This window comes from Picosynechococcus sp. PCC 7002 (assembly GCF_963860125.1).
GTDB lineage: Bacteria > Cyanobacteriota > Cyanobacteriia > Cyanobacteriales > MRBY01 > MRBY01.
Map to the genome: position 1 here is coordinate 27,112 of NZ_CAWLFA010000007.1, position 25,515 is coordinate 52,626.

Here is a 25,515-nt window from a genome sequence, read left to right on the forward strand (position 1 = left end):
TCAGCTTACACCGAAGTTTTGGAAGACATTTTTCTGGTCTATCGGATAAACTTCTTGACCAAGTAGGGTATTAATAATTACCGAGCTGCGATGGGCACCTAAACCAAGATCTGGGGCACCAATGCCGTGGGTGTGAAGTTCGCCATTCTGTACAAAAATTGAATTAGGAATAGATTTTTTGAGAGTAATGCGATAGTTAAAGTCGATGCAGAAGCGGTCTTTATAATCCCACTCGATTAGATCGTGGATGGGTTCGATAAATTCTGGGACTCGATGCTCATAGCCTGTGGCAAGGACAATGCAATCGGTGTTGTGTTCAAAATAATGATTTTGCTGTACCTGGCGATAACCGAGACGATAGCCGTTCTCTGTAACTTCTGCCTCCTTTACCTCCAGAGAGGAGCATAGTTTCACATCTAACTCAGTGCCACCAATAGTTAATTCGTAGAAGCGATTGTAAATTTGGGCAATTAATTCTGCAGCCATGCCTTTGTACAAAAGATTTTGACCGGAACGAATTTCATCACGTTTTTCGATAGGTAAATTGTAAAAATATTCGATGTAATCAGGGGAAAAATATTCGAGACCTAGTTTAGAGTATTCCATGGGAAAAAACCCTGATGAACGAGTATGCCATTCGAGGTGATAACCGCATTCTGCTTGAGTATTTAACAGCTCATAAAATGTTTCACCAGCGCTTTGTCCAGAGCCAATTACAGTCACAGACTTTGCATTTTGCCATTGTTCTTTGCGGTGGAGAAATTCACTAGAATGGAAGATATTATCTTGCTTCCCAAGTTTCTTTAGGCAATCGGGAATACCTGCGGTACTACCGACCCCAATCGCTAAATGTTTCGCGTGATAGGCGACGGTCTTATTAGTAAGATTATCGTGAGCTGTCACGGTGAAGTAACCTGCTTCGTTCCAGGCGATCGCCTCGACGTTTTTCCCGAACTGACAGGTATCGCCCAACTGCTCGGAAACCCATTGACAATAGTGGTTATATTCTCGGCGATAAATCTTAAATTCCTCAAGGAAATAGAAATTATAAAGACGAGAATGTTCGCGGAGATAATTTAAAAAGGTAAAGCGACTACGGGGATCTGCCATCGTGACCAAATCCGCCATAAAAGGCACTTGAATAGTTGCGGTTTCGAGCAACAGACCAGAATGCCAATCAAATTGAAGCTTTCGTTCGAGAAAGACTGCATTAACTTCAGAAATTGGATCTAGTAAGGCTGCCAAACTTAAATTAAATGGCCCGATACCAATTCCGAGTAAATCGTAAACTTGATTATTCATTGCTACACTCACTGATTTTTATTGGTATAGGTCAGTCGGCGACCACATATTTTTAAACTTTTGGCGATCGCAGAACATTAAAGCGCCTGTTTTACCGGGAAGATCAACATTCTTTTGGAACTCAAAACCACACTTTTTAAAAATGTGGATCATCTTGGCATTACGGGCATCTGGTTCTGTCACCGTTTTTGTGGTCGGAGTATGTTGAAACTGAAACATTGTCATTGCTCGTAGGAAGGGTAAGGCTAAACCTTTACCAAGAAAATATGGCTCACCAATTAATAAATGAATACCTTGATCTGCTCTCTCTGCTGGATAATATTTACCAAGGATGTCATCAATTACCCAGTAACATTCCCAATAACTCATTGGTTCATTATCTATACAACCAATGTAAGCAGTTTGATGAGAATCTGCTAGAACTTTCTTTAGGTAAGCTTCAATTTTTTCAATAGGCCAGGCCATTTGCCAAAAGGGAATAACATGCTGGTGATTCATCCAGCGGTGGATACGCTCTAAGTCCTTTTCTAACGTCATCGGATGAAAAGAAAGGTATGCTGAAATAGTTTTGTCATAGACTTTATAAACAGGCTGAATTTGAGTCTCTAAACTAGGCATAGACTTTCTCCTTTACACTTGCTTTCAAGAGATACAAAGGATTTTGGATGTTGATGTAAACTGATTGAGTTGCTACAGAACCAACTAGTTCATCCATGTTGTTAAAGCGCGTTAAAAGATTGGCTTTAGTACGGAAGGTTTTTCCTTGCAAATTATTAAGAAGCTGAGAACCTGCTAAATCAAAATCAGCAAATTCAACGATGACATTATTCAGTTCTTGAAGGAGAAGATTTTCGTCAACGAGTTCAGCAACACCTAAAGCATTAACGATGCCAAAGACATTGTTAATAAAGACGTAATAAACAAGTCGTTCATCAATTACATCATCAGGGCAAAAAGTTTCACTTTTTTGACTAATTCCTTCAAGGATACCATCTAATTTATCTGTAAAAGATTCGCGGTAATAGTAACCTTGGTTGTCGCGGTAATAAAAATACTTGGGATAGCCATTCTTAAGCTCTAAAACACTGTTTTGTTGGTGCGCTTCTAGGGCAATGCCATAGGTGAAGTACATCCACAATATTGGTCTCACTGAGAGAGCGAGATACTGCTTAAACCAATCAATGCTGACTGCTTCCGTAGAGCGATTTTCCTGGTTAGCTAAGGTACGAATAATATTTGCAAGGCGAGAACTGCTGCCATCAATCGCATCCTGACAAAGACCAATTAAGCAACTGGCATCGGTGTTAGCATCAGTGGAATAATTATCTACTTGTTTCGCTTTGGTTTGAAAGGGATTAGCCCGTAAAATTGTGGCAAAACCTGATTCTTTGCCATCCAGAGGAATCGTGATATAAGCCGGATCACGAATCACTTCAAAATGAGGGAAATGGGCGCGTAAATCTTCACCGATGGTGCTAGAAAAGATTTTATTCACTTCTAAGCCTCGCTCTAATTCTTTAAAGAGGTTTGCCCGCACTGAATTAGTGATTTTAATATTAAGAGAAAGTTTCACCATAAAGCGAGCATCTTCGTTGTAGACAGTCCGCACGGAGGATGTAGGTTTAAATTTACGACCCTGCTGTCCCAAATCTTCCAGCAAACCCTGACTAATGAAATCCTGAACTTTCTCAGAGCGCAGTAACCAGCGACCTTGCCAAGGATGAACAGGCACTAACGCATATTCGTCGTCGCCACAGTAAGCGGCTTTAAAGTCTTCGGGAACAGTCTCATCATTGCGTAATTCTGTTTTGATTAGCTCGGTGGCGCTGGCTTCTAAGGTAGAGCCTTCAACGACGATGGATTTGTGGGCGCGGAAATAATGGAGGGCAAATTTCCCTTCTGTTTCTGGAGAATAATCATTCATCTCCTCAGGTAAAAACCCTTGTCTACTTTTTGGTGTGGGATGCAAGTGATGTCCTAGGATTAAGGATTGCTCTGTTTCACCGAAGTTGCGTTTGAAGTTGTATAGTTCAGAGACATTGGGCTGTCTGGCTTCGACAAATTGCTGAATGTTGTTGCAGCTTTGGATCATCCTTTCAATTAGCTCGTCATAGGGTTCTGTTGATCCCGTGTTGAGGCTAAGTTCCTTGAGGAGTAGGGTACTCAGGGTTAAATAATCTAGTTCGAGCAGCTGGTCGCGGGCGGCGCATTTATAGAAGAGCGGAAAGGTAAAGAGGTGGCGATCGCTGGGAGACCAGTATTTTACACCCACCAGAATCTCGATATTTTGCTGAGGGAGGGGACAAATAATCGCGGATTTTGCGTCAGTGCGCTCTTTCACTTGGAAGGTGAGGGGATCATCGGTGGCGAGGGAGTTAAAATTCCCTGTTTCACGTAAATAACAGTTTAAAAAGCTCTGAATTGTTGCTGCTTCGGCAATTTGTCTACTATTCATTTTTTTTGATAGTCTTGCTCTAATTTTTGACCTAATACTTTGATTTCTGCCAGTAGGGACTGGAGATGTTCAACTTGAGTTAGGGGATTTAGGAGGGTGAATTTTAACTGGGTTTTTTGGTGGACTTGGGTTTGGGCAATGACGGCTTTTCCCATCAGCATGAGCTGCTTTGGAATTTGCTGATTAATTGCTTCTAAGTTCACTGCGTTTGGGCGATCGCCAACATACCGGAACACCACGGCATTAATGGCAGGATTTTTGGTAACCAACTCAAAATGGCGATCGCCGTCAATCAATTTCGCGGTAGACTGGGCGAGGTCGATGGTGGTATTAACCATTGCGTCAAAGGCCTCGACCCCAAGTACTTGTAGAGATAGCCATAATTTCAACGCATCAAATCGCCGCGTCGTTTGAATCGATTTCGTCACCAGATCGGGAATGCCTTGCGCTTCATTAATTTCCGGATTGAGATAATCTGCATTGAGCCGAATTAAGCTGAAATTCGCCCGATTTTTCAGCAAAAACGCACCGCAACTAATGGGCTGATAAAACAGTTTATGGAAATCAACGGTGATCGAATCCGCTTGCTCGATGCCCGATAATTTGTGGGCGTGCTGCGTACTCAGTTGTAAAGCGCCGCCAAATGCCGCATCAACATGGAACCAAATGCCTTGTGATTGAGCAATTTGGGCAACTTCTGCGAGGGGGTCAATACTGCCAAAATCAGTAGTACCAGCCGTGCCGACAATCAAGATTGGCAGTAAATCTTGGTCTTGCAACTCCGCCAACTTTGCCTCTAGAGCCGCCGTTTTCATGCAGAAGTTGGCATCGGCTGGAATTGTGACAACCGCATTTTCCCCCAAACCCAGAATTGCCGCCCCCTGACGCACCGTGAAATGCGCCACTTCTGAACATAGAATTCGAAACTTGGCAGCCTCTGGTGGCAAACCTTGTTTTTGGATCTGCCAATTTAAATGGGTTTTCGCATAATTATCCCGGGCCAATAGCAGGCCCATCAAATTAGACTGTGTTCCACCACTGGTAAAAATCCCGTCTGCGTTACTGCCATAACCGAAGGTTTGACAGAGCCAATTTGTCAGGTTCTGCTCAAGAATTGTGGCACAGGGACTTTGATCCCATGAATCCATCGACTGATTCGTCGCGCCAATGATCAATTCAGCGGCGATCGCCGGAATGAGAGGTGGACAATGGAGGTGGGCAATGCAAGTAGGATTTGTTACCGAAATCGTATGGGCCAGCACTTGTGCGAGCTGAGTTTGCAGCTGGGAGTAATGTTTTGGTGTGAAATCGAGGTAATTATTTTTGTGAAAATTCTCTAACAATTTTTGGGGTGATGCCCCTGAATAGGGTTGTTTACTTTGAGAAATATTCTGAATAAGCAGCTCTTGTGTAAAAGCAATTATCTCAGAATAGTAGTCAATACTTTCTGATTGATGGGTCAGAAAATATTGTTCAAGACGATGGGTCGCTTGGGAAAGTGCCATATCAAGTTTGCAAAATAACCGGACTGTAAGAACACTGGCAAAAAACTAGCCTAGTTTTTGCATCGCAGCTTGGACAGATTGTGCAAAAATGTCGCTAATTGCATCAATTTGAGCTGTTGTAATAATTAAAGGTGGTAAAAAGCGCACCACAGTACCAAAACGTCCACCTAGCTCTAAAATTAGACCCCGTTGCAAACATTCCGCCTGGATCTGTTTGGCCAGTTCAGGGTAGGCCGTTGTGCCAGCATGGGGATTAATAATCTCGACGCCGATCATCAAACCACGACCGCGTACGTCTCCAAGGCAAGGAGATTTCTGCTGAATTTGGCGCAGTTGTCCCAACAGGCGCGCCCCTAAAATTCGTGCTTGATCGGCCAGCTCGTTCTCTATAATGAATCTGAGCGTGGCGGTACCTGCTGCCATTGCTAACTGATTACCCCGGAACGTGCCTGCATGGGCTCCTGGTTTCCATAAATCGAGGGCTTCATTGTATAAAACCACTGACAAAGGCAAAGAACCACCAATCGCCTTTGAAAGTAGCACGACATCCGGGGTTATACCTGCATGGTCAAAAGCGTAAAGCTTCCCGGTGCGGCCCCAACCTGTTTGAATTTCATCCACAATTAAAGGAATGCCCCGCTCACTGGTAATCCGTGCCATCTCCCGTAGCCAAGGATCCGGCGCTGGAATCACGCCCCCTTCTCCCTGAACAACTTCGAGAATCATCCCAGCTGGCGGCACAATGCCACTTTCTGGATCATCTAAAAGATGTTCGATGTATTTGGCACTCATGCGCTGGCTGTCTTCTCCTCCTAGGCCAAAAGGACAACGGTAGGCGTAGGGATAGGGCAAGAAATGGACGTCTGCCATCAGTCCGGCGATCGCCTGCTTTGGAGCAAGATTACCCGTGAGGCTCAAAGCCCCATGACTCATACCGTGGTAACCTCCCGAAAAAGACAAAATACTACGGCGTCCGGTGGCTGTTTTGACCAACTTCAACGCCGCTTCGACTGCATCCGCCCCCGTCGGGCCACAAAATTGAATCTTGGCACGCTTCGCAAAATTTGGCGGTAAACTTGCAAATAATTCCTCTACAAACTGATCCTTGATCGGTGTGGTGAGATCCAGAGTATGCAGGGGATAGCGACCTGTCAACGTTTGTTGCATCGCTTCCAGCACAACTGGATGATTGTGCCCAAGGGCCAAAGTTCCTGCTCCTGCCAGGCAATCAAAATATTCATTGCCATCGACATCTTTGAGGAAAATGCCCTGGGCTTCTTGGATTGCTAACTGAATGCGCCGAGGATAGCTACGGGCATTGGATTCTTTTGCCCCCTGGCGTTCTAAGAAAGCTTGGGATACAGGCCCCGGTAGCGATCGCCATTGACCGGAGCCAGCAGATCCAGACCCTGGCCTCGGCTTTATTTCATTTCGATAGAGCTGCTGCATAATGACACCCTTTTGAGCAAATTGATTTTATTGAGAAAGACTCTCTAAAGTAGAAGTGGTAACACCATATTCTTTTTAGGAAAGTTTGTCAATAAATTTGACTATGTCACTGCCGGGCGTCACTACTAAATTCTCTCCTAGGCATCTTGCAATTTAAGCAATTTTATTTACCTAAGATTCTGGGCTTTTATCTAAAGTTGACCGATCAAAACATGGTGTTCTGGGAAATGCGAGTTAGTTAACCTATCTCAGAAATAATCAACTCAGTGTAAAAAATGTTTACGATCAGGGTGAAGTTAGATTATTGAGACCGACGATTATAGACTCCATGTTAAATTTCGACCGTGATACCCGCCGCCAGTCCCTAAATCTTGTGGCGATCGCCGCGGCCTTTGTGACTAATATCTTGGCAAATATTAAGCCCCTAGACGGTTTAACCATTGCTGAGATTTCTGATCAATACTTTGCCGCAGTACCCATTGTGCCCGCCGGTTATGCCTTTTCTATTTGGGGCTTGATCTATCTCGGTTTGATTGCCCTGGCCATTTACCAAGCTTTACCTAGCCAGAAACAAAAACCCCACGCTCGTAAATTGGGTTATGCCCTCGCTTGGAGTAGTGTGGCGCAAATTTTGTGGGTTATTGCCTTTCAATACCAGCGCTTTGTCTTGTCTTTGGGGTTAATTGCTCTCGTGTTGTTGCCTTTGGTCTTGCTCTATCAACGGTTCGCGAGTGGGCCAAAGCCATTGCCCAAAAAAGTGAAGTGGTTTATGCAAATGCCGGTCTCGCTTTATTGTGCTTGGATTACGGTGGCGACGATCGTGAACGGGGCCTGCGTTTTGGATTACCTGGGCTGGCAGGGATGGGGCTTAGGGGTAGCCTTCTGGACAGTTAGTTTGTTGATTGTGGGGATTCTCTTGGCGATCGCCGTGACAATGAAACATCGAGATGTCGTCTATGGTGGTGTATTTGTCTGGGCTTGGGTGGCGATCGCTGTCAAAAATTGGAGCCAGGGAATTATTCCCCTAGTGGCGATCGCTGCTGCCCTCGGTTTAGCAGGTTTATGTGGTGTGATTCTTTGGTTTCCCCAGCGCCTCTCGATTTATCCTACGTCGCAAAAATGAAAGTAACTAATTTTCAGGTTTTCTAATCTCCCGTAAGCATCAATGGCGTTGGCGATCACCTGGGGGAATTAAGGTCACGGGTGTTTATCAAAGAGTATATAACATACTCTTTGTCATTGAAGCTTAATTAAGCGTTTGTGACTCAATATTGCTCCTTTATTATTTGGTTTGTTGTTAATGGTTAGTTTGAGTCTTGAATGAGCGTTGTTAAGGCTTCTTTGGCGATAGTTTCTGCTCTCTGGGATGTCACCTTTTGGTAGCGTAAGGTTGTCTGGATATTTTCATGGCCCATGAGGGCTCTCAGGGTTTCGATGCCCATCAACCCGACCCGCTCGGTGGCAAAGGTATGGCGTAGATCATGGAACCGGAGGCCCTGGAGTTGGGGTTCTCGTTGGGTCATGGTGCGCCAATCACTGTAGGCGGTGCGATAACTGAGGCGACTAACGGCTTTTGTTAAGGGTTGTTGGGCAGTAAATAGGGCTGGATGCTCTGGGTGGCGGTAGTACTTTAAATAAATCCCCAGGCTTTCATCGACATCTGGGCTGTAGAAACACCAGCGCTGTTTGTTTCCTTTACCAACCACCTGGAAGCGACGTTCCTGTAAATCCACTTGGTCATAGTCCAGGGACAATAATTCGGCAATGCGGGCCCCGGTGCGGTGGAGTAAGCGCACGAGGCAATGGAGACGGGGTTGTTGGGCGGTGGCTTGGTAGAGGACTTGGAGTTGGTCTGGGGTTAGGTAACGGATCGTCTGGTCACTGTGGTGTTCACCTTTGTTTGGATTAGGTTTGCGTTGGGGCAGGCGGGCCAGGGGATTGGTGACTAAATACTGCTGTTCAACGGCAAAGTTCAGTAGGGATTGGAGAATTGCTTGGTGGCGACGGTGGGTGGTGTAGCTGAGGTGTTCTAACTGTTGGAGGTAATCCTGTAGGGTTTTGCGGTCGAGGTGGGTAATGGGCCAAGCACCATAGTTTGCTAGCAGGGGAAGCAGGGCCGTTGTGTAGGAACGCACTGTACTAGGGGCAAGACCTGGTCGTTCTAAAAACTCTGTAGCGACGGTGGCAAGGGTAGGCATTATCTCTGGTCTTAAAGCTAAACTCTATAGTAGAAAAATAAAGTAGGTTAAAAGTAGCATAGTAAAGATATTTAGATAAATGCTAGCTGATATAAAAAAGTAAAGGATTATGGATAAATTAGAAGCCCTAATAACACCGCAATCTAACGAGTCTTTGGGAGACTATGTTCAGCGTCAACGGCGACGGTTAGGACTCACCCAACGGGAAGTGGCTTTAAAGGCGGAGATCCATCCCCAGAGCTATGGGAAGGTGGAACGGGGTCAGACGACGCAACTCAATCAGCGCACGCAGCGGGGGTTGGCCTATGCGCTCCAGGTGCCAGAGGAATACTTAGGAGCCTTAAGTCGTGGCATTGCGGTGGCGGTGGAGAAGCAACGGGCGTTGCGGTTTTGTCCCCAATGTTGGACGCCAGGGTCAGCGCCGGATCCATTATGGTTGGTCTTACGGGCGCAATATTGTTTTGCTTGTGGGACGAAGTTGCAGAGTCGTTGTCGGGGTTGCCAACAGCCAATCACTTCTTTAAAACATCGTTTTTGTCCCTATTGTGGTAGACCTTATAAAAGTTCAGTCAATCACCCTGCTTCCCAGACGTGATTGTCGTCTTTAAATAATTTAGGTAAAGGCTAGGATTAGATTTTACGGTAGTTAGCTCGATGGGTAGACGATGACTCGACCAATCAAACATTGCTACTGGGTTCTACCTGGTAAGCTGCTGGCAGGAGAGTATCCGAGAAATAAAGATGAACAATCTTCACAAGAGAAGCTTCACGCTTTACTCAATGCTGGGGTAACAGCTTTCATCGATCTGACAGAAGCAGATGAGGGTCTACAACCCTATTCAACCTTAATCAGTGCTGAGGCTTCTCACCATCGGTTTCCGATTGTGGATGTTTCAATTCCTGCATCTTCTGATTTAGTGATCACAATTCTGGATACGATTAATCACTATATTGAACGGAACCAACTTGTCTATGTCCATTGTTGGGGTGGCGTTGGGCGGACAGGGGTAATCATCGGGTGTTGGTTAGCACGACATGGTCATGGCGGCGAGGTTGCACTCGATCATCTGCGTGAACTGTGGCAAGCATGTCCGAAATCTCGTTATCGGCGATCGCCAGAAACGAGGGAACAGGAACAATATATTTTGAACTGGGAAGTTGGCCGATGATGTTCTGTTAACAATGGGTAAATGTCTTTCATGGACTCCATTGCAGGGAAGACCTAGCCTTTGTGATTGGCTATGCTTCGTCGCGATAGTAGGCAAGTTTTTGTTCTAGGCGGGCGATCGCCTCGGTGAGGGAAGCATAAACTTCACATTCATCGGTATTGTCGTCCTGGAACATGACCTCGCCAGCAAAACGGTCTGGATGTTTGAAATAGGCAATCACCTTGAGTTGGTAGTTGAGGTTCCACCAAATGAACACCGGCAGCAATTCTTCATCGGGAACATAGAAGCCAAAAGTATCCATCGCTTCATCGGCAACTTCTTCCCCAACGATGTCCGCACCGGCAAAGGCGATATTGGTTTCGGACAATTGGCGGGATAGGGCAAATAACTGATCTAGGGCCTGCCAATCCGCCTCACTCGCTTCTTGGGTCAACTCATGCCATTGGGTCTCGTCTGGGTCTAGGAGGGGCAAAAACAGAGGTAGAACGCGATGGCTGGAAAAATTCTTCCCAGATTCAGTTTGGGTGATAATCATCTCGAAGTACCAGCCCCGCCGCTGCTCCCGGAAGAGAATCTTAATTTCAAGCTTGTCTTCACTTTGTTCGGTATCCCAGTCGATGATCTCAACGGGTTCACCGTAAACGGTCTGGCAAACTTCAGCAAGTGAGAGGGTTTCAGTCATGGATTATGAAAATTGAATTGGATGTTATTTTTAAGTTTTTTTGACATCTGAGAAGATACCTACAAAATGCTACTGTGCCATAGGTTAAGATTAACCCCCCTTTTTCAATTTTCTGCCAGTTACCACGTATATCGGATTGGGTTACCTGAACCAAAGCTAAATTCCTTAGGGATACGACGACCAACATAAAGTTTTTGAATTTCTTCAGATGCTTCATGGCCAATAAAGCCTAACCTCTTAGGTGCATCAGAATAACCTGGAAAATTTTCCGACGTTGCTTGTAGCCATTGTCCAGGAATGAAAGCTCCCTTAATTAGGCCCTTCACCACAGCTAAAACTACTTCTGCTTGTTCTACTTTTTTTAGGTTTAGTTTCCAGGAATGTCTAACTGCTTCATAAAGTGGCCGTTCTGAAGAAGTGGTATTGACACTGATTAATAATGCACGATGTTTAAAAACTGCTTCTTCAGCAGTGTATTTCTGGACAACTTCATCTGCATGCATTACTCCTTTTTCGCCACTTCCTTCACCACCCATTTCATTTGTAAGACCAGGGTATGCATCAATTAAGGCTGCTTCAACTTCTTTAGCCACCTCCTCTTTCATGCCATGTCGATGCACAACATGAGCAACTTTGAAGCCAGCAAGCCGTATTTCACGAATTTTTTTCAATTTGTCGCTGAGTTCATCTGAATCTTCCTTAGTTAGCATGTCGTTTACCTAAGTACAGGACAAAAGTTGTATGGGGTGAAACTCTGACCCAAGTAGAGATTGGGGAGAAGCGGTAAAAAAGCGACGCAATAAGTCAAAGTCATAGCGAAACAAACTCCGAGCTCGACGGCCATGGGCCTTGATGATACGAATCGGTTTTTGAGTATGTCGCCATAAACCCGCTTTCATCGCCCAGACAAAGCCAATGGCCAACAGAGCCAGCAGCTTCGACAAACGCACCTTATCGGTAAAATGGGTCGATTCCAAGCAAAAGCCACGGGTCTTAAGAGCCCCAAACAGGGTTTCAATTCCCCAGCGACGACGGTAATCTGCTAGAGCATTTTGAGGGTCATGGGTGGTGATGATAATCAGAAACTCATCCTCATTTTTGTGAGCTCTTCGTTTCGGGTCGAGACGAGTGCCCATGACGTAGACCTGACGACCCCAGACCCACCGTTTTCCTGACAGTATTCTTGTTTCGCCAATGGCTAAGGAGCGAAACAGATGTGACCCCGCGATGGCGGGTTGACCTTTGCCTTTACTTATTTTGTCGGTCTGACGTAGGCGCAGACGAAAGGGAATAGGCTTATCGAGCATCAGATACGATAACCAGGGCTTGCCGATAAACTCTCGGTCTCCCGTGAGATAGGCAATCTCGATATTGGGAAATAAGGTTTCAAAGCGTTCGAGCAAATCCATGCGCTCTGTACTATTGCTGTTGCCCCTCTTCTTTTTGAGCATCGTCCACATCAATGGATAGCCGATACCTTCATGGACGACGCACAGCATTAGGATGTTGAAGTCAGTTGTCCCCAATGACCAGTTGGTGCGGTCGATGCTTAAGACCCAAGGTTGCGGGATAGCCGCGATATTCATTACCATCCTGGCGATTTTGTCCATGTTGACGTCAAAGGACTGAAAGAATCGCTGCATGCGTTTGTAATTAGACTCTTCTGCTGCATTGCCTCCCCAGACGGTGGCGAGTTCGGCGAGATTGACGGTTTTTGCTCGGAACAGTGCCACCAGGAAGAGGGCGATAAATGACAGTCTGGCTCCATGCCATCCGAGATGAGGTCGCAATTGGCGGCGAATTTCGCTAATCTGATTCATGAGGGCTTGATTGATTTGTGCTTATTTCCATCAAACCCTCTCCCTCTATCCTTTTCAAGCTTTTTGTCCTGTACTGAGACAATCGATTACCAACACCACGACCGACATAAAAAGTTTCACCATTACGTGGATCAATTAGTCGATAAACATAATTGTTTAATTGATCAATGACTTCGGATGAAAATTTTTTGAGGAGGTTCTTTTCGTCAAGCTTCTGATTATTGTCACTAGCGGTCATATGAAATTATTCCTAATATTTTAGTTTTTAAGTTTTAAAATACTTTAACTTAGGAGTATAAACAGCAGATTTATTGTTTATACCCGCTAATCTTATCTAGTTTGGTCGTTTTTTACCATATTGGGCCGATCGACTACGGTTCAGGTGATACTTTTCCGCCATCGCGCGTTTACGAGATATTTGGCGATCGCCTACCCCCAATTTCAGCATCTACTAAAGGTTTTAACTGCTGAAGTAGTTCAGGAATCCTTTGTTCAACGACATCCCAAACAATATCAAGATCAATCTGATCATATTCGTGAACCAGTACATCGCGCATACCTGCTAAGTTACGCCACGGAATTTCTGGATGGCGTTCTCGGAAGTCCTTGGACAATCGCTTAGTTGCTTCTCCAATAATCGTAATTTGATACAGTAAAGCCGAAATTTCTTTTTCATTATTCAATAATGCTTCTCGACTCAACCCTTGGGTAAAGCGGATAATCCTTTGGGCAGCTTGCTGAATATCAATCAAACTTTCAAGATCCCTTGGCATAAATCACCTCAGCAGATTCAAGAATATTTCGACGACGTAGCCAATTGCTACTCCGGGCGATCGCCCCTTTGATCAGCAGATCGACTTTACGACCCATAAGAGCTTCTAACTCTTGCTTGATCTGAATGGTTTCATTAAACCCCCGCTGGAAGTCGGGAGCAAAGGTGACCAGAACATCAATATCACTGTCTGAGCGAAAGTCATCCCGCAACACGGAACCAAAGAGGGCAAATTCTATAATCTGCCAGCGTTCACAGAATTGTTCGATGGCCTCAAGGGGTTGGGGTAGGTTTTTTAGGGTTGTTTGCATCGCTCAGACAATACTTGGTGGGATAGGCTGCATGGTTTGGGCATTGTGCCATTATTCTTTCGGTCGTTTTTTACCATATTGGGCCGACCGACTACGATTTAAATGATACTTTTCCGCCATCGCGCGTTTACGAGACATTTGGCGATCGCCCGTCTCAAAATCCTCAGCTAAATCTTTTAGATTAGACAATTCTTCCATCAAGGGAGCCGAAGCAGGCATGGCTTCTAATGTCCTAGCTGAATCGTTTAAAAATTGCACTGCCCCGGTCACATCACCTTGATCTAAACGGTCGATGGCCTCCTGGCGCGCCCGGGCTGCCATTAACAACGCTACCTGTTCTTGTACTTCTGGGTTGGCCGGAAAATCACTCAGTTGTTCTGGGTTTACCACCTGTAACTGTAAAGTGGCTGTCTGGGCCAAGGTTTCGCCATGTTCAGTATCCTCCCACTGTAAGGCGACCTCAAGGACATCCGTTGCCCCATCACAGGCAGGTACACGTAACCGCACCACCACCTTTAGGGGATTAGCGACGGTTAGATTCGGTAACTTAATCGCACCAGATTCCTCCCGCTCCAAATCATTCAACACTTCTTTAACCGTTGTTCCTGCTTGGGGGTCAAGTTTTAAGGTGACAGAACGCCCAATGGTGGTGGCTAAACCCTGCAATTCCGTCTCAAAGATTTGCGGTAAATCTTCTGGTGAGGCGATGTGGAAGAAGTTACCATCGCCACTGCGGGCGATCGCCTCTAGAAGATCCTCGTCATAATCCCGTCCAACCCCTAGGGCAGAGGTGCTAATGCCGGTCTTCATCAGTCCGTGGACATCACTGGCAATTACATCGGGGTTTGTTTCTCCCACATTGGCTAAGCCATCGGACAGGAGGATCACCCGGTTCAAATGGTCGTTGTTTAGATATTGACCCACTTGGATGCCCCCCTGTACCCAACCATCATGAAGCGCCGTCGAGCTGCCCGAACGAATCAGTTTAATCGTCTCTAACAGTCGCTGTTTGTCAGTGGCAAGGGTGCTGGGAATCTTCGTCTCCACCTGGGTATCAAATAGGGTCAAACTCAGGCGATCGCTCGGTAGCAGTTGCTCGATGGCATAGGCGATCGCCTGTTTGGCATAATCCAGCTTATTGCCGTGCATCGACCCGGACTTATCCAGCACAAACCCCAGATTCAGCGGCGGCCGGGCGTTGTTATCCAGCTCCACCAGAGGTGGCTCGATTTTAATCAGCACATCTAAGGTGACAGAGCGACCCTGGGCGATCGCCCCGTGCATTGGAATTAGAGAAATCATGGGCATTTTCATTTCAATACCTGCCTAAATTGGAAAATAGCTTGAAGTTTGCGTGAAATTAATTGAGATAAATTGGCTAGTTCCTGGGGCGTCACCGGTGGCATAAAATCTTCGCGGATATTCAGTTCCAAACCCGGCAGAATTTCCACCCGCCGCCAGTGGGAAACCGTCACCCGGTCTGTTTGCCCCTCCGCCTGGGAGAGCTCTTTGGACTGGCCATATTCAGATGCATAATGCAAATCCTGAGGCTTTGTTTTGGGAAAACTCATCTTGTTCCCCTGGCGAGCCTTTACTTGACTTAAAAAGGCGATCGCTGGATTGCGCATCTCTGCTTTGATCTGAACACCCCCCTGTAGTAATCCCTCTAATTCGGCATTACGCTTGTTGCCCATAATCGGCTGCATCGAGGCGATACTATAGCCTTCACTCAACAAACGACGAATTAACAACAATTGCAGTAGATGGCGATAGAGATAACGGGCTTCTCGACCATCCTTTTCTGGTTTATCCAAAACGCCCTTTGTTGTATAGAACCGCACTAAACGCGGATTTACATCACTTTCAGAACGCTCATTGACCGGATTCTCCGCCAGATATTGAGGTAATAGTTCATTCGTGACCTGCACGAAGGTATCAATATCCCAAGAAGGGTTTATCTGAGAGAGTTCAACTAGGGTGTCCATAATTCAACAATAATTATTGCAGTTAAAAATGTCAATATTTTTCTTTCGATTCAAGGAACGGGCTTTATTACTTGTGTCTCTTCATCATTCAGAACAGCTGTAAATGCTGAATATCAGAAGCTTTGCCGGAAACTACCAAAAGTCCTCCCAACAAAGCTTCTGCCACCAATGTCGCAATATTGCAAAAGAAACTGTTGACATTGCCTGGAATTTCCCTTACTATGTGTTTCATCAACAGTCTGCTTTTTCTTCGCTACATCGTTCATCCTAACTTTTCAAAATTTATTACCTATGGCCCTCGAACTCCACAATTTCATCTGGTCCGAAGTACGTCTTATCCAAGTCGAAACTCAACCCCACCACATCGCTGGTGTCCTCGCTGAGGTTAATCGCGTCACCCGAGAAAATGACCTCAATTGGGAGGATGTTTACTCTGCTTACTACGAATGTGAGGCCGATGGCACTATCACGTTCTACGAGGCAGAAAGCGCCAAAGCGGGTAATCCTGGCATCTGGACTTACGTGGTCTACGACTGTGAAGAAGGCGAAGAAGAGGTGAGCACCAAAGCTGATCTCGATACCTTCAGACCGGCCCTGCAATTGCAACAATCCTTAAGGGTTACCTCTGTATAGAGGTCAATATTCAACAACTTTCTTTTTCTGTCCAATACAAATATGGGGTTTCTCAAAATGGATCTATCTCAACTAAAGTGGCTTAAAAATGTCAATCCAGGCAGTGGTTGGGCCTATGCTGATCCTGCTGAAATGCCACTCCCAGAGGAGAGTGATTAAAAACGGGGGAAAGTATACTCAGAGTGGATCACAGGGATCTAAATTCTCATCAACTTTTTACCGTTTCCGCTTCCTTCAAATAGCGATAGATAGTTGCCTTAGAAAGGCCGTAATCTTCCATCAACGTTTTGATTAATACCCCTTGTGAGCGTCTTTTACGTAGTTCTTGGCATTGACTTGGCGTGAGCTGCTTTTTACGGCCAAACTGAACCCCACGAGCTTTCGCATTTTGGATGCCATCCATTTGACGTTCCGCACGTATTTCCGTCTCAAATTGGGAGATCGCCCCCAACATATTGAATAAAAGCCGTCCGGTCGCATCTCCAGTATCAATACTCTGTTCAAGCACTTGAAGATTCACCTGCTTAGATTCCAATTGTTTCGCAATTTCGCACAGGTGCAGGGTTGAGCGAGCCAGGCGATCTAAACGAGTCACAACTAATGTGTCGCCTTCTCTGACATATTCAAGACAGGCTTTAAGCCTAGGGCGTTTGTACGAGACACCACTGCACTTTTCTTTGAAAATCTTGTCGCAATGCTTGAGCTTCTCGATTTGAACTTCCAGACTCTGCCCAACAGAACTGACTCGCGCGTAGCCAACCATCGCCATGATGACTCACCGTAATGTTTTATAACGTCTTAGACACGATGATAAAGCCATAATGAGACATTAAATAAAACACTGTTTTGCACATTCTTGCAAAGTACACTTTATAAGACTATTGAGTCTATTCGTTGATGTAGTGGTATGGATAGTGGCTCAGGCTCACATGCATTTCAGATCAAAGCTGTTATTGCCGGTGTCAGCCCAATGATCTGGCGTCGGTTCCTAGTGAGAGGCGACACAACGATTGCTCAACTACATTTTATTCTACAGATCGCTTTTGGCTGGAGCGACACATATTTACATCGCTTCGTCATCCACGGCAACTCCTACGGCATCCATCATATTGGTGGGGAATGCTTCAGCGATGATCCCCATTCTGTAACTCTCTTAAGTCTGGGTTTGCGGGTGCGAGAACGGTTTCGCTACGAGTACAACTATTACGATAACTGGCAGGTACAACTGCGAGTTGAAAAGATAACTGAACTTGAGCCCGAAAAAACTTACCCGATTTGTATTGAAGGTAAACGGAATGGCCCCATTGAAGATTGTGGAGGGGCTTGGGCTTTCCAGGAACTTAGACAGGGATTCTCTACAGGAATGGTACTCCACCGCATGGCTGAAATTCTTTTCCAAGGAGATGATGAGCTTAAGCCACATCTGAGTGAACTTCGGCAACTGAGTTATTGGCTGTTACTAGACAACCTTGAGTTACCAAAACTCAATCATCGCTTACAGCAAAATCCCTTGAGTGACGACCCAGCTTTTCGAGAGGACATTATTTTCTAGGCTTATGAATATCAAAATCAGCTTAAGGATTGAAGCCGATGATGGCAGCATAAAAATCATTGAGGATGTCGCTCAATTGGAGCGAGGCCCATTGACTCCTACTAATCTAGGCTTGACTTTGGCCGAATCAAAACAGATTTTGCAAGGGATCCAACAAGAAATGGTTTCGTCACAGGTCAGTCAATATGTAGAGCAACAGGCGTTTTGTCCAGACTGTGGTCAACCGCGTAAATGTAAAGGGAAACATAAGCTAATTTATCGTTCTGTATTTGGGAAGCTGACATTAACTAGTCCTCGATTCTTTCATTGTCCCTGCCAGTCCCAAGCAACAAAAAGCTTTAGCCCATTAGCCTTACTCCTCACTGAACGGCAGTCTCCTGAATACCTTTACCTGCAGACAAAATTTGCCTCCCTGGTTTCCTATGGTCTGAGTGTCCAGTTACTTGATGAGGTGTTGCCATTGAACGGCACCCTTAATCCTTCAACCGTGAGATATCACCTGCATCAAATGGGGCAAAAGCTCGATGATGAATTGGGAGAAGAACAAATTATGTATGTAGAAGGTAGCCCTCGCCAATGGGAGCAACTCCCTCGACCTGAGCTTCCCCTCAATGTAGGAATTGATGGTGCCTATATCCATGCTCACTGTTCTAAAGGGAGTAAACAACAGCGCCATTTTGAACTGATTGTGGGCAAGAGTATTCCAGATGAAGGACCCAGCAAAAGCTTTGGTTTTGTCCAGACCTATGACACCAAACCAAAGCGACGGTTATTTGAACTCCTAAAATCCCAAGGAATGCAAATGAATCAGCAGGTTACCTTCTTTTCTGATGGAGGCGATACAGTCCGAGACTTGCAGCGATTTCTCAATCCTCAAGCGGAATATCTTCTGGACTGGTTTCATGTCACCATGCGGATCACTCAGCTCAGTCAATATCTCAGGGGGTTGAAGCACTATGATTTAGACAATGGAAAGTCTATGGTAGAGAGGCTAAAGAGTGTCAAATGGTATCTCTGGCATGGGAATGTCTTCAGGGCATTACAAGAGCTGGAATGGCTGGAGGAGGATGCTGACTTTCTCGAAAGTAATTATCCGAAACTCAAAAAAATGCGGCGGGCTATTGCTGAGTTCCACACGTATATTCAGAACAATGGCCATTTTATTCCCAACTATGGAGAACGTTACCGCTGTGGGGAGCGCATCTCAACGGGATTTGTGGAATCTACAGTCAATCAAGTCGTGGCTAAACGAATGGAGAAGAAGCAGCAAATGCGATGGACTCCGAAGGGTGCTCATCTATTACTACAGGTGAGAACTAAAGTCCTAAATCAAGACTGGAAAGAAGTGGTTGACCGATGGTATTCTCCGCCACTGAAGGAGACTGGAGTGCCTAATGCTGCTTGATTCCCCCGTTTTTAATCACTCTCAACCAAGACCAGCCCAAGACAATCACAGCTTCTACAGACGAACCATTATGAAGTTGCGTAACAAATAAATCACTTCTATCCGTGCTGTTCAGGGCAATTCCTCTTCATCAGTAGGAGGAATAAATTATGTCTAAACTCAAAATCGTGATTGACCCCGGTAGTAGTGCAACGAAGGTGGCCTATTGCCTAGAGAATGCTTCTACCCAATGTTTTGTGATGTCCCCCTACTGCGCGGCGGTTCCCTCAGACTACCCACAATCCTCTGGGTGGGGCATGGGCTATACCCACGTTGAAAATGCTTGGGTGTCCCATGGTGATACTTGTTATCTTCTGGGTGCTGGTGCCAAGAAATTTCAGGGTTCTGCGGTGCGCAACAATGACCTGAAATACATCAAGGCTCTGTACAAAATTCTGGGAGTCCTATCCCATATCCAGAGCCAGCTTTAGGAATCACCAACCATAGATCTAGGGATTCTGCTGCCCTTGGACGAATATGTCACAAAAGACCACCTAGAGGAGAGTCTCGTTGCTGCCCAAGAGCAGTTTGAATACTGTGGGAGATCGCTCTCATTAGACATCAATGAAATCACCATCTGTCCAGAGGGAGCAGGACTCTTTCTCCAGGGATTACCAGCCAAAATTAATCCCCAGTCAGCGCGGGTGGCGGTGTTGGTAATTGGTCATCGCAATACCTCATGGCTAGTGACCGACAAGGGTTCCCCTTCAGTGGCGGAATCAGTGACCAATAACCTCGGTTTTCGGTGGCTGGTGCAAGAAGTGCAGAAGCGTACAGGCCATAAGGATGAAATAGCCCTCGCAGAGATGATTTTCACCGGGAAAAATCTCCGCCCAGAACTCCAACAGGAGATAAAAAAATGTCTCCCTCTGTATTGGCAACAAATCCGGCTATTTCTCACTGAACAAAACCCCGTGGACTATGTGGTGTGCGGTGGTGGCGCAGCAATGCTCCTGGAACAAGAAATCATGGGCCATTTATCAGGGAAAGTGAGCTGGGCGAATCATCTGGCCCGGGGGGTCGTGAAATCAGGCATTAAGGATCGGGTGATGGCCCGCCGCCTGGTGGACAGCTACGGACTTTTACACAGCCTATAAAAAATAGAAGCAATGAAAAAATGAGTAAACAACACTTTTTCCGCAGTGAAGCAAATAGTCCCCTGCGGCAGATCCTGGAAGACCTCAAACAGAGTGAGGGTAGAAGTCTACAGAAAGAACTAGAAGACGCCCTCTTGATCCTGCACTATCCTCGCATTCTGCAAAAACGAGGCGTTACACCAGAGCAGATTCAGCACCAAGCTGAATTATCAATCCGGCGGCTATCCCAAGAAATCAACCAACTGACCGCCCTGATTAACAGTCTTTCTCCTTCATCCTTGGAAGATTCACAAGCACTGTCACGCTTGGAAAAATTCAGCAGAGACAGAGAAGAGATTGAGGCTGAGGGGGCACCCTGTTTTAGCCCCAGATTATTTGCGAAGGACACCTTTTGAGGCATTGACCCATGAATAAACAAGACATCATCAGCCAGTACAAAACCTCAATGACCAAACTTAACCAAGTCTTGGGGGCTTTGGCCATTGATCTCAACACCGAGGAATTCACCCCAGCCCAGACAGCTTTACTGGAGCAGGTCTGGTATTTCGTGCGCCAGGAAAATAAAACCTACAAACAGGCGATCGCCCTGGTCACCCATCAACCAACACAAACAGTAGTGACACCAGAACTCAGCCATTTCCTGGCACGAGAATCAATGACCTTTGCCAACCAGGTCATTGAAGAGACCCCAGGCATCATTAAGGAACAACAGGCTGTAGCCCGTCAAATCATTGTTAACTCCTTCTGGAAACGGATGAATGAGATTGGGTGTTCCGAGGCATTTCAGCGGAGATTTGATGACGCCCTGTATGGAGACGAAACCTTAGATGTTTCCGATATCCGCGCACTGCCAGAAGAATCAAGCTCCGATGCCGAATAGCCATCCGTTCAATTCCTAGCATGGCTCATTTGTTGATGGCCCCCGCAATGGGGGTCTTTTTTTAAGCGGCGGACGAATGAAGCCTTAGTCAGTACAATTGTTTGTAATTAGTCTTGATGGTGGAATGCTGGTTATCTGGTGGGGATTAAGTGGTGTTTTACTAAAGCCTGAACAACTCAAGAAAGATTATATTCGCAATAACTGCCGCACCATCCCGGTTTATTGAGAATATCCAGCAAACAGGGGGCAAAACACCAGCAAAAAGCCGACAGAGTATCACCAAATCCCCAGCGTACAGCTAGAAATAACCGAGCAGTTATTATCAATCACCTTCTGGTAATGAAGAGAAAATTTCCCCACACATTACGCACCTCTGGAGGTTTTTTTCTGACGGAGGCAAAATCGCCGCTATCGGAGACTGATTTCCTTAGGTCGGAAAATTGAGAGGATTTTTGAATGTGTTGAAACTTTTGAGGGTAAGTTCAGCCAAAGCGGGCGGCGACCATAAGAAAAATTATTACGCCGAGGAGCCTTCTTTATAAATCGCTCTCAGGCGTGAATCGGATTCGTAAAAAAAGGCTTGTAGTTGACCATAGATGATTAAGCCAGGGCCGCTACTTTTTTGGTTTTTTTAGACTGGCAATTCGAGTTGAATGTCATCACGTAAGCCGCGACTTCTATTAGTTCAGGTTCAATTTTTAACCCTTTAGCATCTCGTAACCAGATCAGAACTTCTGCAAGATGCCACAGGTCGCGTTTACCTTGGTATACAGGAATAGGGCCGTTTTCATCAGCCATTGTCAGGTGCTGTCTAATATTCTGGCGACTACATCCGAGAATAGCAGCAATATCTGAAGCCCCGACTAAATCTGGCCCAGCCTCAATCAGTACAGCTCCGGGAATAGCGCTCTCGATATCTTTAATTGCGGACTCGACAGCTAACTCTAAAGATTCAGATTCCCGACTAAAGTCAGCTCCTATAAACCCATTACGGCCCATACCGATCATTGCATCATCGCAGCCTGCCTCAAATAGTGCGTCTAAGTATTGCTCAGGGTTTGTATTGACACCAGGGAGCCTGAAAGATAGCTCAAAGTTATAGTATTTCATGGTTTTAGTCCTTTATTCATTCCCTATTCCCATCACAACCATCAACCCATTTACGAATATTTCTGGCATGACCTTGAGGATTTTTCGGCGTAGACCAAATCGAATTAGCGCAAGCAAAATAGACGATTGCGACAGCCCTTGTTTTCGGGGCATAGGAGTCTCCCCCAACAATGCCCGCCGCCTATTTCCACTCTCCAGCCGTTAGCTTCTGCGTACTCCAGCGTCGCTTCGATTGCTTTATTGGGATGTCGATTTCGATTCATGTCTTGATTCCAAGATAGGTGCTATTTTTTTACTTGTCAATCGACAAGTGAGCGGTTTTATCGAGCCACGCTATTTTCAGAGGTTACAGAAAAATTAGCTCAAGCCTATCAATGACTGAACTTAAGCAAACGCCTATTACTTCAACCCCTTTACCTCCATTTCGGACAGCAGAGTCAAAATGAAACAGCCTCTAACCCGGTCATTTAGCTTCTAGCAAGAGGCGATCGCCGCCGGGACATCATCGATAATTTCCTCTAAATCCTGCATCGCCCTGATGACTGTGATGAGGTTGCCCACCGATGCCTTTTCCCACTGGTTTAAAAGGAAACGGCGGGATAGAGCCGCTTCGACTGCATCCTGCCTGAATAAAAGGAGATTCACCCAGCTCTTTGAACTACAATCCCAACGAAAAATCTGGGGTTTTATGGGGTCATTTCGTCAAAAGAAAAGCGACCATAGCATTAAATCTGGTTTTATGGTTTGCCAAACTTCTGGTTAAGAGCATCAACGATTACTTCTGTCATGGTGATGCCGTTTCGTTTAGCCTCTGCCGCCCAATGCTGCCTGAGAGACTTGGGAACCTTCACACAAAGATTCACCATTTTTTCGGTCTCGGTGGACTGATCAGATTGCTGATTATTTTGTTGGTTAGGTATCTGGTTATCTGGTTTACTGGTTTGTTTTGCTCTGCCGATGATGTCTCCAAATTTGCCGCTCATTGTCTTAATACCTCTATCATTTCTTTACCCAGTGCCTCAAAGTCATTCCAAGGAATTCTATCTCTACCAGACATCTGGTTTACTGGTTTACCAGCTAAAGCCGCTTTTTGAAAAGCAGCACTACGGCGGATCATGCTCTGAAAAGTAGGGACACCGTTTGCAATTAACTCATTACGCATGGTTTCTCCCTCTTTGCTGGGGTAGGGTGGCACAATCGTTAGTAACGCTCGGTATCTTGCGTCTTCCACATCATTGGCGATCGCCAACATGGGTTCAAGACTCACCACATCCGGGGTTGTTGGCAGGATAAGTAAATCACAGCCCTTCGCTAATTCTTGTAGATCGTCACTGTTGGGGCGTGCTGGGGTATCAATCACGACAAAGTCATGGCCCGTAATTAAACGCATCGCCTGTCTTTCATCAGCAACTGTAAAAGGCATCTCCCCCCGTTGACTCCAATTCAAAGCCGTTCGGTTCGGGTCACCATCAATCAATATGGTTTTCTGGTTTCGGGCGAGATAGGCAGCAATATGAATTGCGCTCGTTGACTTACCTACTCCGCCTTTATACCCAGTGACAGTAATAATCTGCATTTCTGGCTATCTGGTTGTCTGGTTTTAAAGATAATTCGATTGTACGTGATTTGTAAAAGAATAAACGAGAATCATTAATCTGGTATTCTGTAAATCTGGTTTTCTGGTATTTTGTAAGCATTAGATCAAAAGCAAAATGTAATGTCATCTTGAAGCTACAGACAATACACTGCAAAGGATCTAACCTTTTGAGCACTGCGTCTTTAGTGCTGTGAGCTGACTGTCGAAAAATGTCTCAAATCTTAGATATCTCAATCAGAGGTGCATTTCTTTTTAGCGGGATTTACTTCAGCATTATATTTGCTGCATACTGGCACGATGCTTTCACTCGCTACCTCAGCCCACAACGGACAATTGCTAGACCATCACCAGAGACCATTATCCCTAAGCTAGAGGAACCAGAAATCGTTAGAGAGATCCGAAAATATATTCACTCACCTTCTCTACACAAAACAGTACAGAAATATTTAGGCAAAGAAGTAAGCGAAGCAACACAAGCAGAACTAATTGCGGTATGGACAAAAATTGAGGACAGGTGGGGCGATGAATTTTTTGCTCAAGTTCAACAAGATATGGATCGATATCACAACGACTGATTTCAAATCTTAAACAAGACGAAAAACGCCTGAAAGTAACAAAACGAAAATTTAGTTACATCCAAAACCATGAAGGAAAGCAGCATGAACATCATCACCATCACCGAACCGATCACTCAAGGGAGATTGACTACTGCTACCACTGACAATGAGATCCTGAAACGATGGGCTAGCCAAAAGTCATCTGCCACCCAAAAGACTTATTTCTATATCGTCCGTAACTTCATGGCGGCGATCGCCAAACCATTGAACCAAATCACCCTTGATGATCTGTTGGACTGGCTCGATTCCCTCCAATGGCAATCCCAGAACACGAGGCGAAATAAAATTGCGGTCATTCGCTCCCTGTTTGGGTTTTGCCATGCCACGGGATATATCACCCTGAATCCTGCTAAGCTCCTCCAGCAACCAAAAGAGAATGATTGCCGCATCGAGAGAATCATCACTAAGCCCAAGGTTCAGGCCATGGCCATGAATGCTGATACGCTACGAAACGAGCTGATTATCAAGACTCTGTACCTGTTAGGGGTTCGGGTAAGTGAACTGATTAATATCCGCTGGGATGACTTTATTCAGACTGATGATAATGGTCTAAAACTTAAGGTAATGGGGAAAGGGGATAAGGTTCGGTTTATCGTGGTTCCCACTGGCCTATGGGATGAATTGGAAGCCTTACGGAATGATTCTGCTTATGTTTTCAGCAGTCGCAAGGGAAATAATGGCAGCAAGCTCTCACGGATTCAGGTTTACCGGGTCGTCAAGGCGAATGGCGATCGCGTTGGTGTTCAAGTTTCTCCCCACTTCCTACGCCACTCCCACGCGACACACTCCCTTAAGAACGGCTGCGACTTGCATTTGCTCAGTGAGTCCCTAGGCCATGGCAACATCGCGATCACAAGCCGCTACCTCCATGCCAGTGGGGATGATGGCAGCGCTAATTATTTGAGCTTGTAAGGTGATCGCCTTTGTCGGTTTAAAA

At 45.6% G+C, this 25,515-nt stretch carries 31 protein-coding genes; 12 read left to right on the forward strand and 19 right to left on the reverse strand.

The annotated features are described in order from the left end of the window. Genes AACQ84_RS15595 through AACQ84_RS15615 form a run of 5 tightly spaced genes read right to left on the reverse strand, consistent with a single transcriptional unit; the run spans position 1 to position 6,711 of the window. A complete protein-coding gene (locus AACQ84_RS15595; RefSeq protein WP_012305498.1) occupies positions 1-1,302 on the reverse strand; it encodes a lysine N(6)-hydroxylase/L-ornithine N(5)-oxygenase family protein in 1,302 nt (433 codons plus the stop codon). 18 nt (positions 1,303-1,320) lie between these two features. Further along, positions 1,321-1,920, reverse strand: coding sequence for a GNAT family N-acetyltransferase (locus tag AACQ84_RS15600; RefSeq protein WP_012305499.1), 600 nt, complete (start codon positions 1,918-1,920; stop codon positions 1,321-1,323). After that, entirely contained in the window at positions 1,913-3,757 is a 1,845-nt protein-coding gene (locus tag AACQ84_RS15605) for an IucA/IucC family protein (protein ID WP_012305500.1), read from the reverse strand. Before AACQ84_RS15605 ends, AACQ84_RS15600 begins: the two co-directional genes overlap by 8 nt. Next, positions 3,754-5,262, reverse strand: a complete 1,509-nt coding sequence (locus tag AACQ84_RS15610) for a pyridoxal phosphate-dependent decarboxylase family protein (RefSeq protein ID WP_041444119.1) — start codon at positions 5,260-5,262, stop codon at positions 3,754-3,756. The genes AACQ84_RS15605 and AACQ84_RS15610 overlap by 4 nt, the downstream gene beginning before the upstream one ends. Before the next feature lie 45 nt (positions 5,263-5,307). Continuing rightward, on the reverse strand, positions 5,308-6,711 hold the full coding sequence (locus AACQ84_RS15615; protein WP_012305502.1) for an aspartate aminotransferase family protein: 1,404 nt from the start codon (positions 6,709-6,711) through the stop codon (positions 5,308-5,310). A 328-nt stretch (positions 6,712-7,039) separates the two neighbouring features. Between AACQ84_RS15615 and AACQ84_RS15620 the strand changes: the two genes are divergently transcribed. Next, the gene (locus tag AACQ84_RS15620; protein WP_041444121.1) at positions 7,040-7,834 is read left to right on the forward strand and encodes a hypothetical protein; all 795 of its coding nucleotides are present in this window, start codon (positions 7,040-7,042) and stop codon (positions 7,832-7,834) included. A gap of 181 nt (positions 7,835-8,015) precedes the next feature. Here AACQ84_RS15620 and AACQ84_RS15625 read toward each other — a convergent pair whose 3' ends face one another. After that, positions 8,016-8,909, reverse strand: a complete 894-nt coding sequence (locus AACQ84_RS15625; protein WP_012305504.1) for a tyrosine-type recombinase/integrase — start codon at positions 8,907-8,909, stop codon at positions 8,016-8,018. Positions 8,910-9,018: 109 nt separating this feature from the next. Here AACQ84_RS15625 and AACQ84_RS15630 point away from each other — a divergent pair, with 109 nt between their 5' ends. Beyond that, complete coding sequence (locus tag AACQ84_RS15630) at positions 9,019-9,504, forward strand: double zinc ribbon domain-containing protein (protein WP_012305505.1); 486 nt, start codon at positions 9,019-9,021, stop codon at positions 9,502-9,504. A 70-nt stretch (positions 9,505-9,574) separates the two neighbouring features. Beyond that, complete coding sequence (locus AACQ84_RS15635) at positions 9,575-10,078, forward strand: protein-tyrosine phosphatase family protein (protein ID WP_012305506.1); 504 nt, start codon at positions 9,575-9,577, stop codon at positions 10,076-10,078. Positions 10,079-10,148: 70 nt separating this feature from the next. On the opposite strand, the gene AACQ84_RS15640 is transcribed toward AACQ84_RS15635, so the two are convergent. The 8 genes from AACQ84_RS15640 to AACQ84_RS15675 form a co-directional block, all read right to left on the reverse strand. After that, complete coding sequence (locus AACQ84_RS15640; RefSeq protein ID WP_012305507.1) at positions 10,149-10,760, reverse strand: hypothetical protein; 612 nt, start codon at positions 10,758-10,760, stop codon at positions 10,149-10,151. 119 nt (positions 10,761-10,879) lie between these two features. After that, positions 10,880-11,470, reverse strand: a complete 591-nt coding sequence (locus AACQ84_RS15645) for a hypothetical protein (RefSeq protein WP_012305508.1) — start codon at positions 11,468-11,470, stop codon at positions 10,880-10,882. A gap of 9 nt (positions 11,471-11,479) precedes the next feature. Beyond that, positions 11,480-12,580, reverse strand: a complete 1,101-nt coding sequence (locus AACQ84_RS15650) for an IS4-like element ISSysp2 family transposase (RefSeq protein ID WP_012305509.1) — start codon at positions 12,578-12,580, stop codon at positions 11,480-11,482. Next, complete coding sequence (locus AACQ84_RS15655) at positions 12,567-12,818, reverse strand: hypothetical protein (RefSeq protein ID WP_041444122.1); 252 nt, start codon at positions 12,816-12,818, stop codon at positions 12,567-12,569. Before AACQ84_RS15655 ends, AACQ84_RS15650 begins: the two co-directional genes overlap by 14 nt. A gap of 169 nt (positions 12,819-12,987) precedes the next feature. After that, positions 12,988-13,353, reverse strand: a complete 366-nt coding sequence (locus AACQ84_RS15660; RefSeq protein ID WP_012305510.1) for a HepT-like ribonuclease domain-containing protein — start codon at positions 13,351-13,353, stop codon at positions 12,988-12,990. Beyond that, positions 13,337-13,663 carry a nucleotidyltransferase family protein gene (locus AACQ84_RS15665; protein ID WP_012305511.1) on the reverse strand — a complete coding sequence of 109 codons (327 nt, stop codon included), beginning with the start codon at positions 13,661-13,663 and terminating at the stop codon, positions 13,337-13,339. The genes AACQ84_RS15660 and AACQ84_RS15665 overlap by 17 nt, the downstream gene beginning before the upstream one ends. Positions 13,664-13,714: 51 nt before the next feature. Then, the gene (locus AACQ84_RS15670; protein WP_234991367.1) at positions 13,715-14,971 is read right to left on the reverse strand and encodes a vWA domain-containing protein; all 1,257 of its coding nucleotides are present in this window, start codon (positions 14,969-14,971) and stop codon (positions 13,715-13,717) included. 2 nt (positions 14,972-14,973) lie between these two features. Next, entirely contained in the window at positions 14,974-15,648 is a 675-nt protein-coding gene (locus AACQ84_RS15675; RefSeq protein ID WP_012305513.1) for a MerR family transcriptional regulator, read from the reverse strand. A 291-nt stretch (positions 15,649-15,939) separates the two neighbouring features. Here AACQ84_RS15675 and AACQ84_RS15680 point away from each other — a divergent pair, with 291 nt between their 5' ends. Further along, on the forward strand, positions 15,940-16,281 hold the full coding sequence (locus AACQ84_RS15680; RefSeq protein ID WP_012305514.1) for a hypothetical protein: 342 nt from the start codon (positions 15,940-15,942) through the stop codon (positions 16,279-16,281). A 208-nt stretch (positions 16,282-16,489) separates the two neighbouring features. Here the strand turns inward: AACQ84_RS15680 and AACQ84_RS15685 are convergent, their stop codons facing one another. Further along, entirely contained in the window at positions 16,490-17,050 is a 561-nt protein-coding gene (locus AACQ84_RS15685) for a recombinase family protein (protein ID WP_012305516.1), read from the reverse strand. 138 nt (positions 17,051-17,188) lie between these two features. On the opposite strand from AACQ84_RS15685, the gene AACQ84_RS15690 reads away from it, so the two are divergent. From AACQ84_RS15690 to AACQ84_RS15715, 6 genes are all read left to right on the forward strand, one after another. Beyond that, entirely contained in the window at positions 17,189-17,833 is a 645-nt protein-coding gene (locus AACQ84_RS15690) for a plasmid pRiA4b ORF-3 family protein (RefSeq protein ID WP_012305517.1), read from the forward strand. Positions 17,834-17,837: 4 nt separating this feature from the next. Beyond that, positions 17,838-19,238, forward strand: coding sequence for an ISKra4-like element ISSysp7 family transposase (locus AACQ84_RS15695; RefSeq protein ID WP_012305518.1), 1,401 nt, complete (start codon positions 17,838-17,840; stop codon positions 19,236-19,238). Between the two features lie 149 nt (positions 19,239-19,387). Next, positions 19,388-19,708 carry a hypothetical protein gene (locus AACQ84_RS15700; RefSeq protein ID WP_012305519.1) on the forward strand — a complete coding sequence of 107 codons (321 nt, stop codon included), beginning with the start codon at positions 19,388-19,390 and terminating at the stop codon, positions 19,706-19,708. A gap of 36 nt (positions 19,709-19,744) precedes the next feature. Further along, entirely contained in the window at positions 19,745-20,374 is a 630-nt protein-coding gene (locus AACQ84_RS15705; RefSeq protein ID WP_041444124.1) for a ParM/StbA family protein, read from the forward strand. Between the two features lie 20 nt (positions 20,375-20,394). Further along, complete coding sequence (locus tag AACQ84_RS15710; protein ID WP_012305520.1) at positions 20,395-20,769, forward strand: hypothetical protein; 375 nt, start codon at positions 20,395-20,397, stop codon at positions 20,767-20,769. A gap of 11 nt (positions 20,770-20,780) precedes the next feature. Further along, complete coding sequence (locus tag AACQ84_RS15715) at positions 20,781-21,254, forward strand: hypothetical protein (RefSeq protein WP_012305521.1); 474 nt, start codon at positions 20,781-20,783, stop codon at positions 21,252-21,254. 600 nt (positions 21,255-21,854) lie between these two features. Here AACQ84_RS15715 and AACQ84_RS15720 read toward each other — a convergent pair. The 4 genes from AACQ84_RS15720 to AACQ84_RS15735 form a co-directional block, all read right to left on the reverse strand. Then, positions 21,855-22,364 carry a helix-turn-helix transcriptional regulator gene (locus tag AACQ84_RS15720; protein ID WP_012305522.1) on the reverse strand — a complete coding sequence of 170 codons (510 nt, stop codon included), beginning with the start codon at positions 22,362-22,364 and terminating at the stop codon, positions 21,855-21,857. A gap of 474 nt (positions 22,365-22,838) precedes the next feature. After that, positions 22,839-23,009, reverse strand: a complete 171-nt coding sequence (locus AACQ84_RS15725) for a hypothetical protein (RefSeq protein WP_012305524.1) — start codon at positions 23,007-23,009, stop codon at positions 22,839-22,841. A 92-nt stretch (positions 23,010-23,101) separates the two neighbouring features. Next, positions 23,102-23,347, reverse strand: coding sequence for a hypothetical protein (locus AACQ84_RS15730; RefSeq protein WP_012305525.1), 246 nt, complete (start codon positions 23,345-23,347; stop codon positions 23,102-23,104). Further along, entirely contained in the window at positions 23,344-23,940 is a 597-nt protein-coding gene (locus AACQ84_RS15735; RefSeq protein ID WP_012305526.1) for a ParA family protein, read from the reverse strand. Before AACQ84_RS15735 ends, AACQ84_RS15730 begins: the two co-directional genes overlap by 4 nt. Positions 23,941-24,170: 230 nt before the next feature. Here AACQ84_RS15735 and AACQ84_RS15740 point away from each other — a divergent pair, with 230 nt between their 5' ends. Together AACQ84_RS15740 and AACQ84_RS15745 are read left to right on the forward strand one after the other, a co-directional pair. Further along, complete coding sequence (locus tag AACQ84_RS15740) at positions 24,171-24,536, forward strand: hypothetical protein (RefSeq protein ID WP_041444073.1); 366 nt, start codon at positions 24,171-24,173, stop codon at positions 24,534-24,536. A 69-nt stretch (positions 24,537-24,605) separates the two neighbouring features. Next, entirely contained in the window at positions 24,606-25,490 is an 885-nt protein-coding gene (locus AACQ84_RS15745; protein WP_049761764.1) for a tyrosine-type recombinase/integrase, read from the forward strand. Positions 25,491-25,515 lie beyond the last annotated feature (25 nt).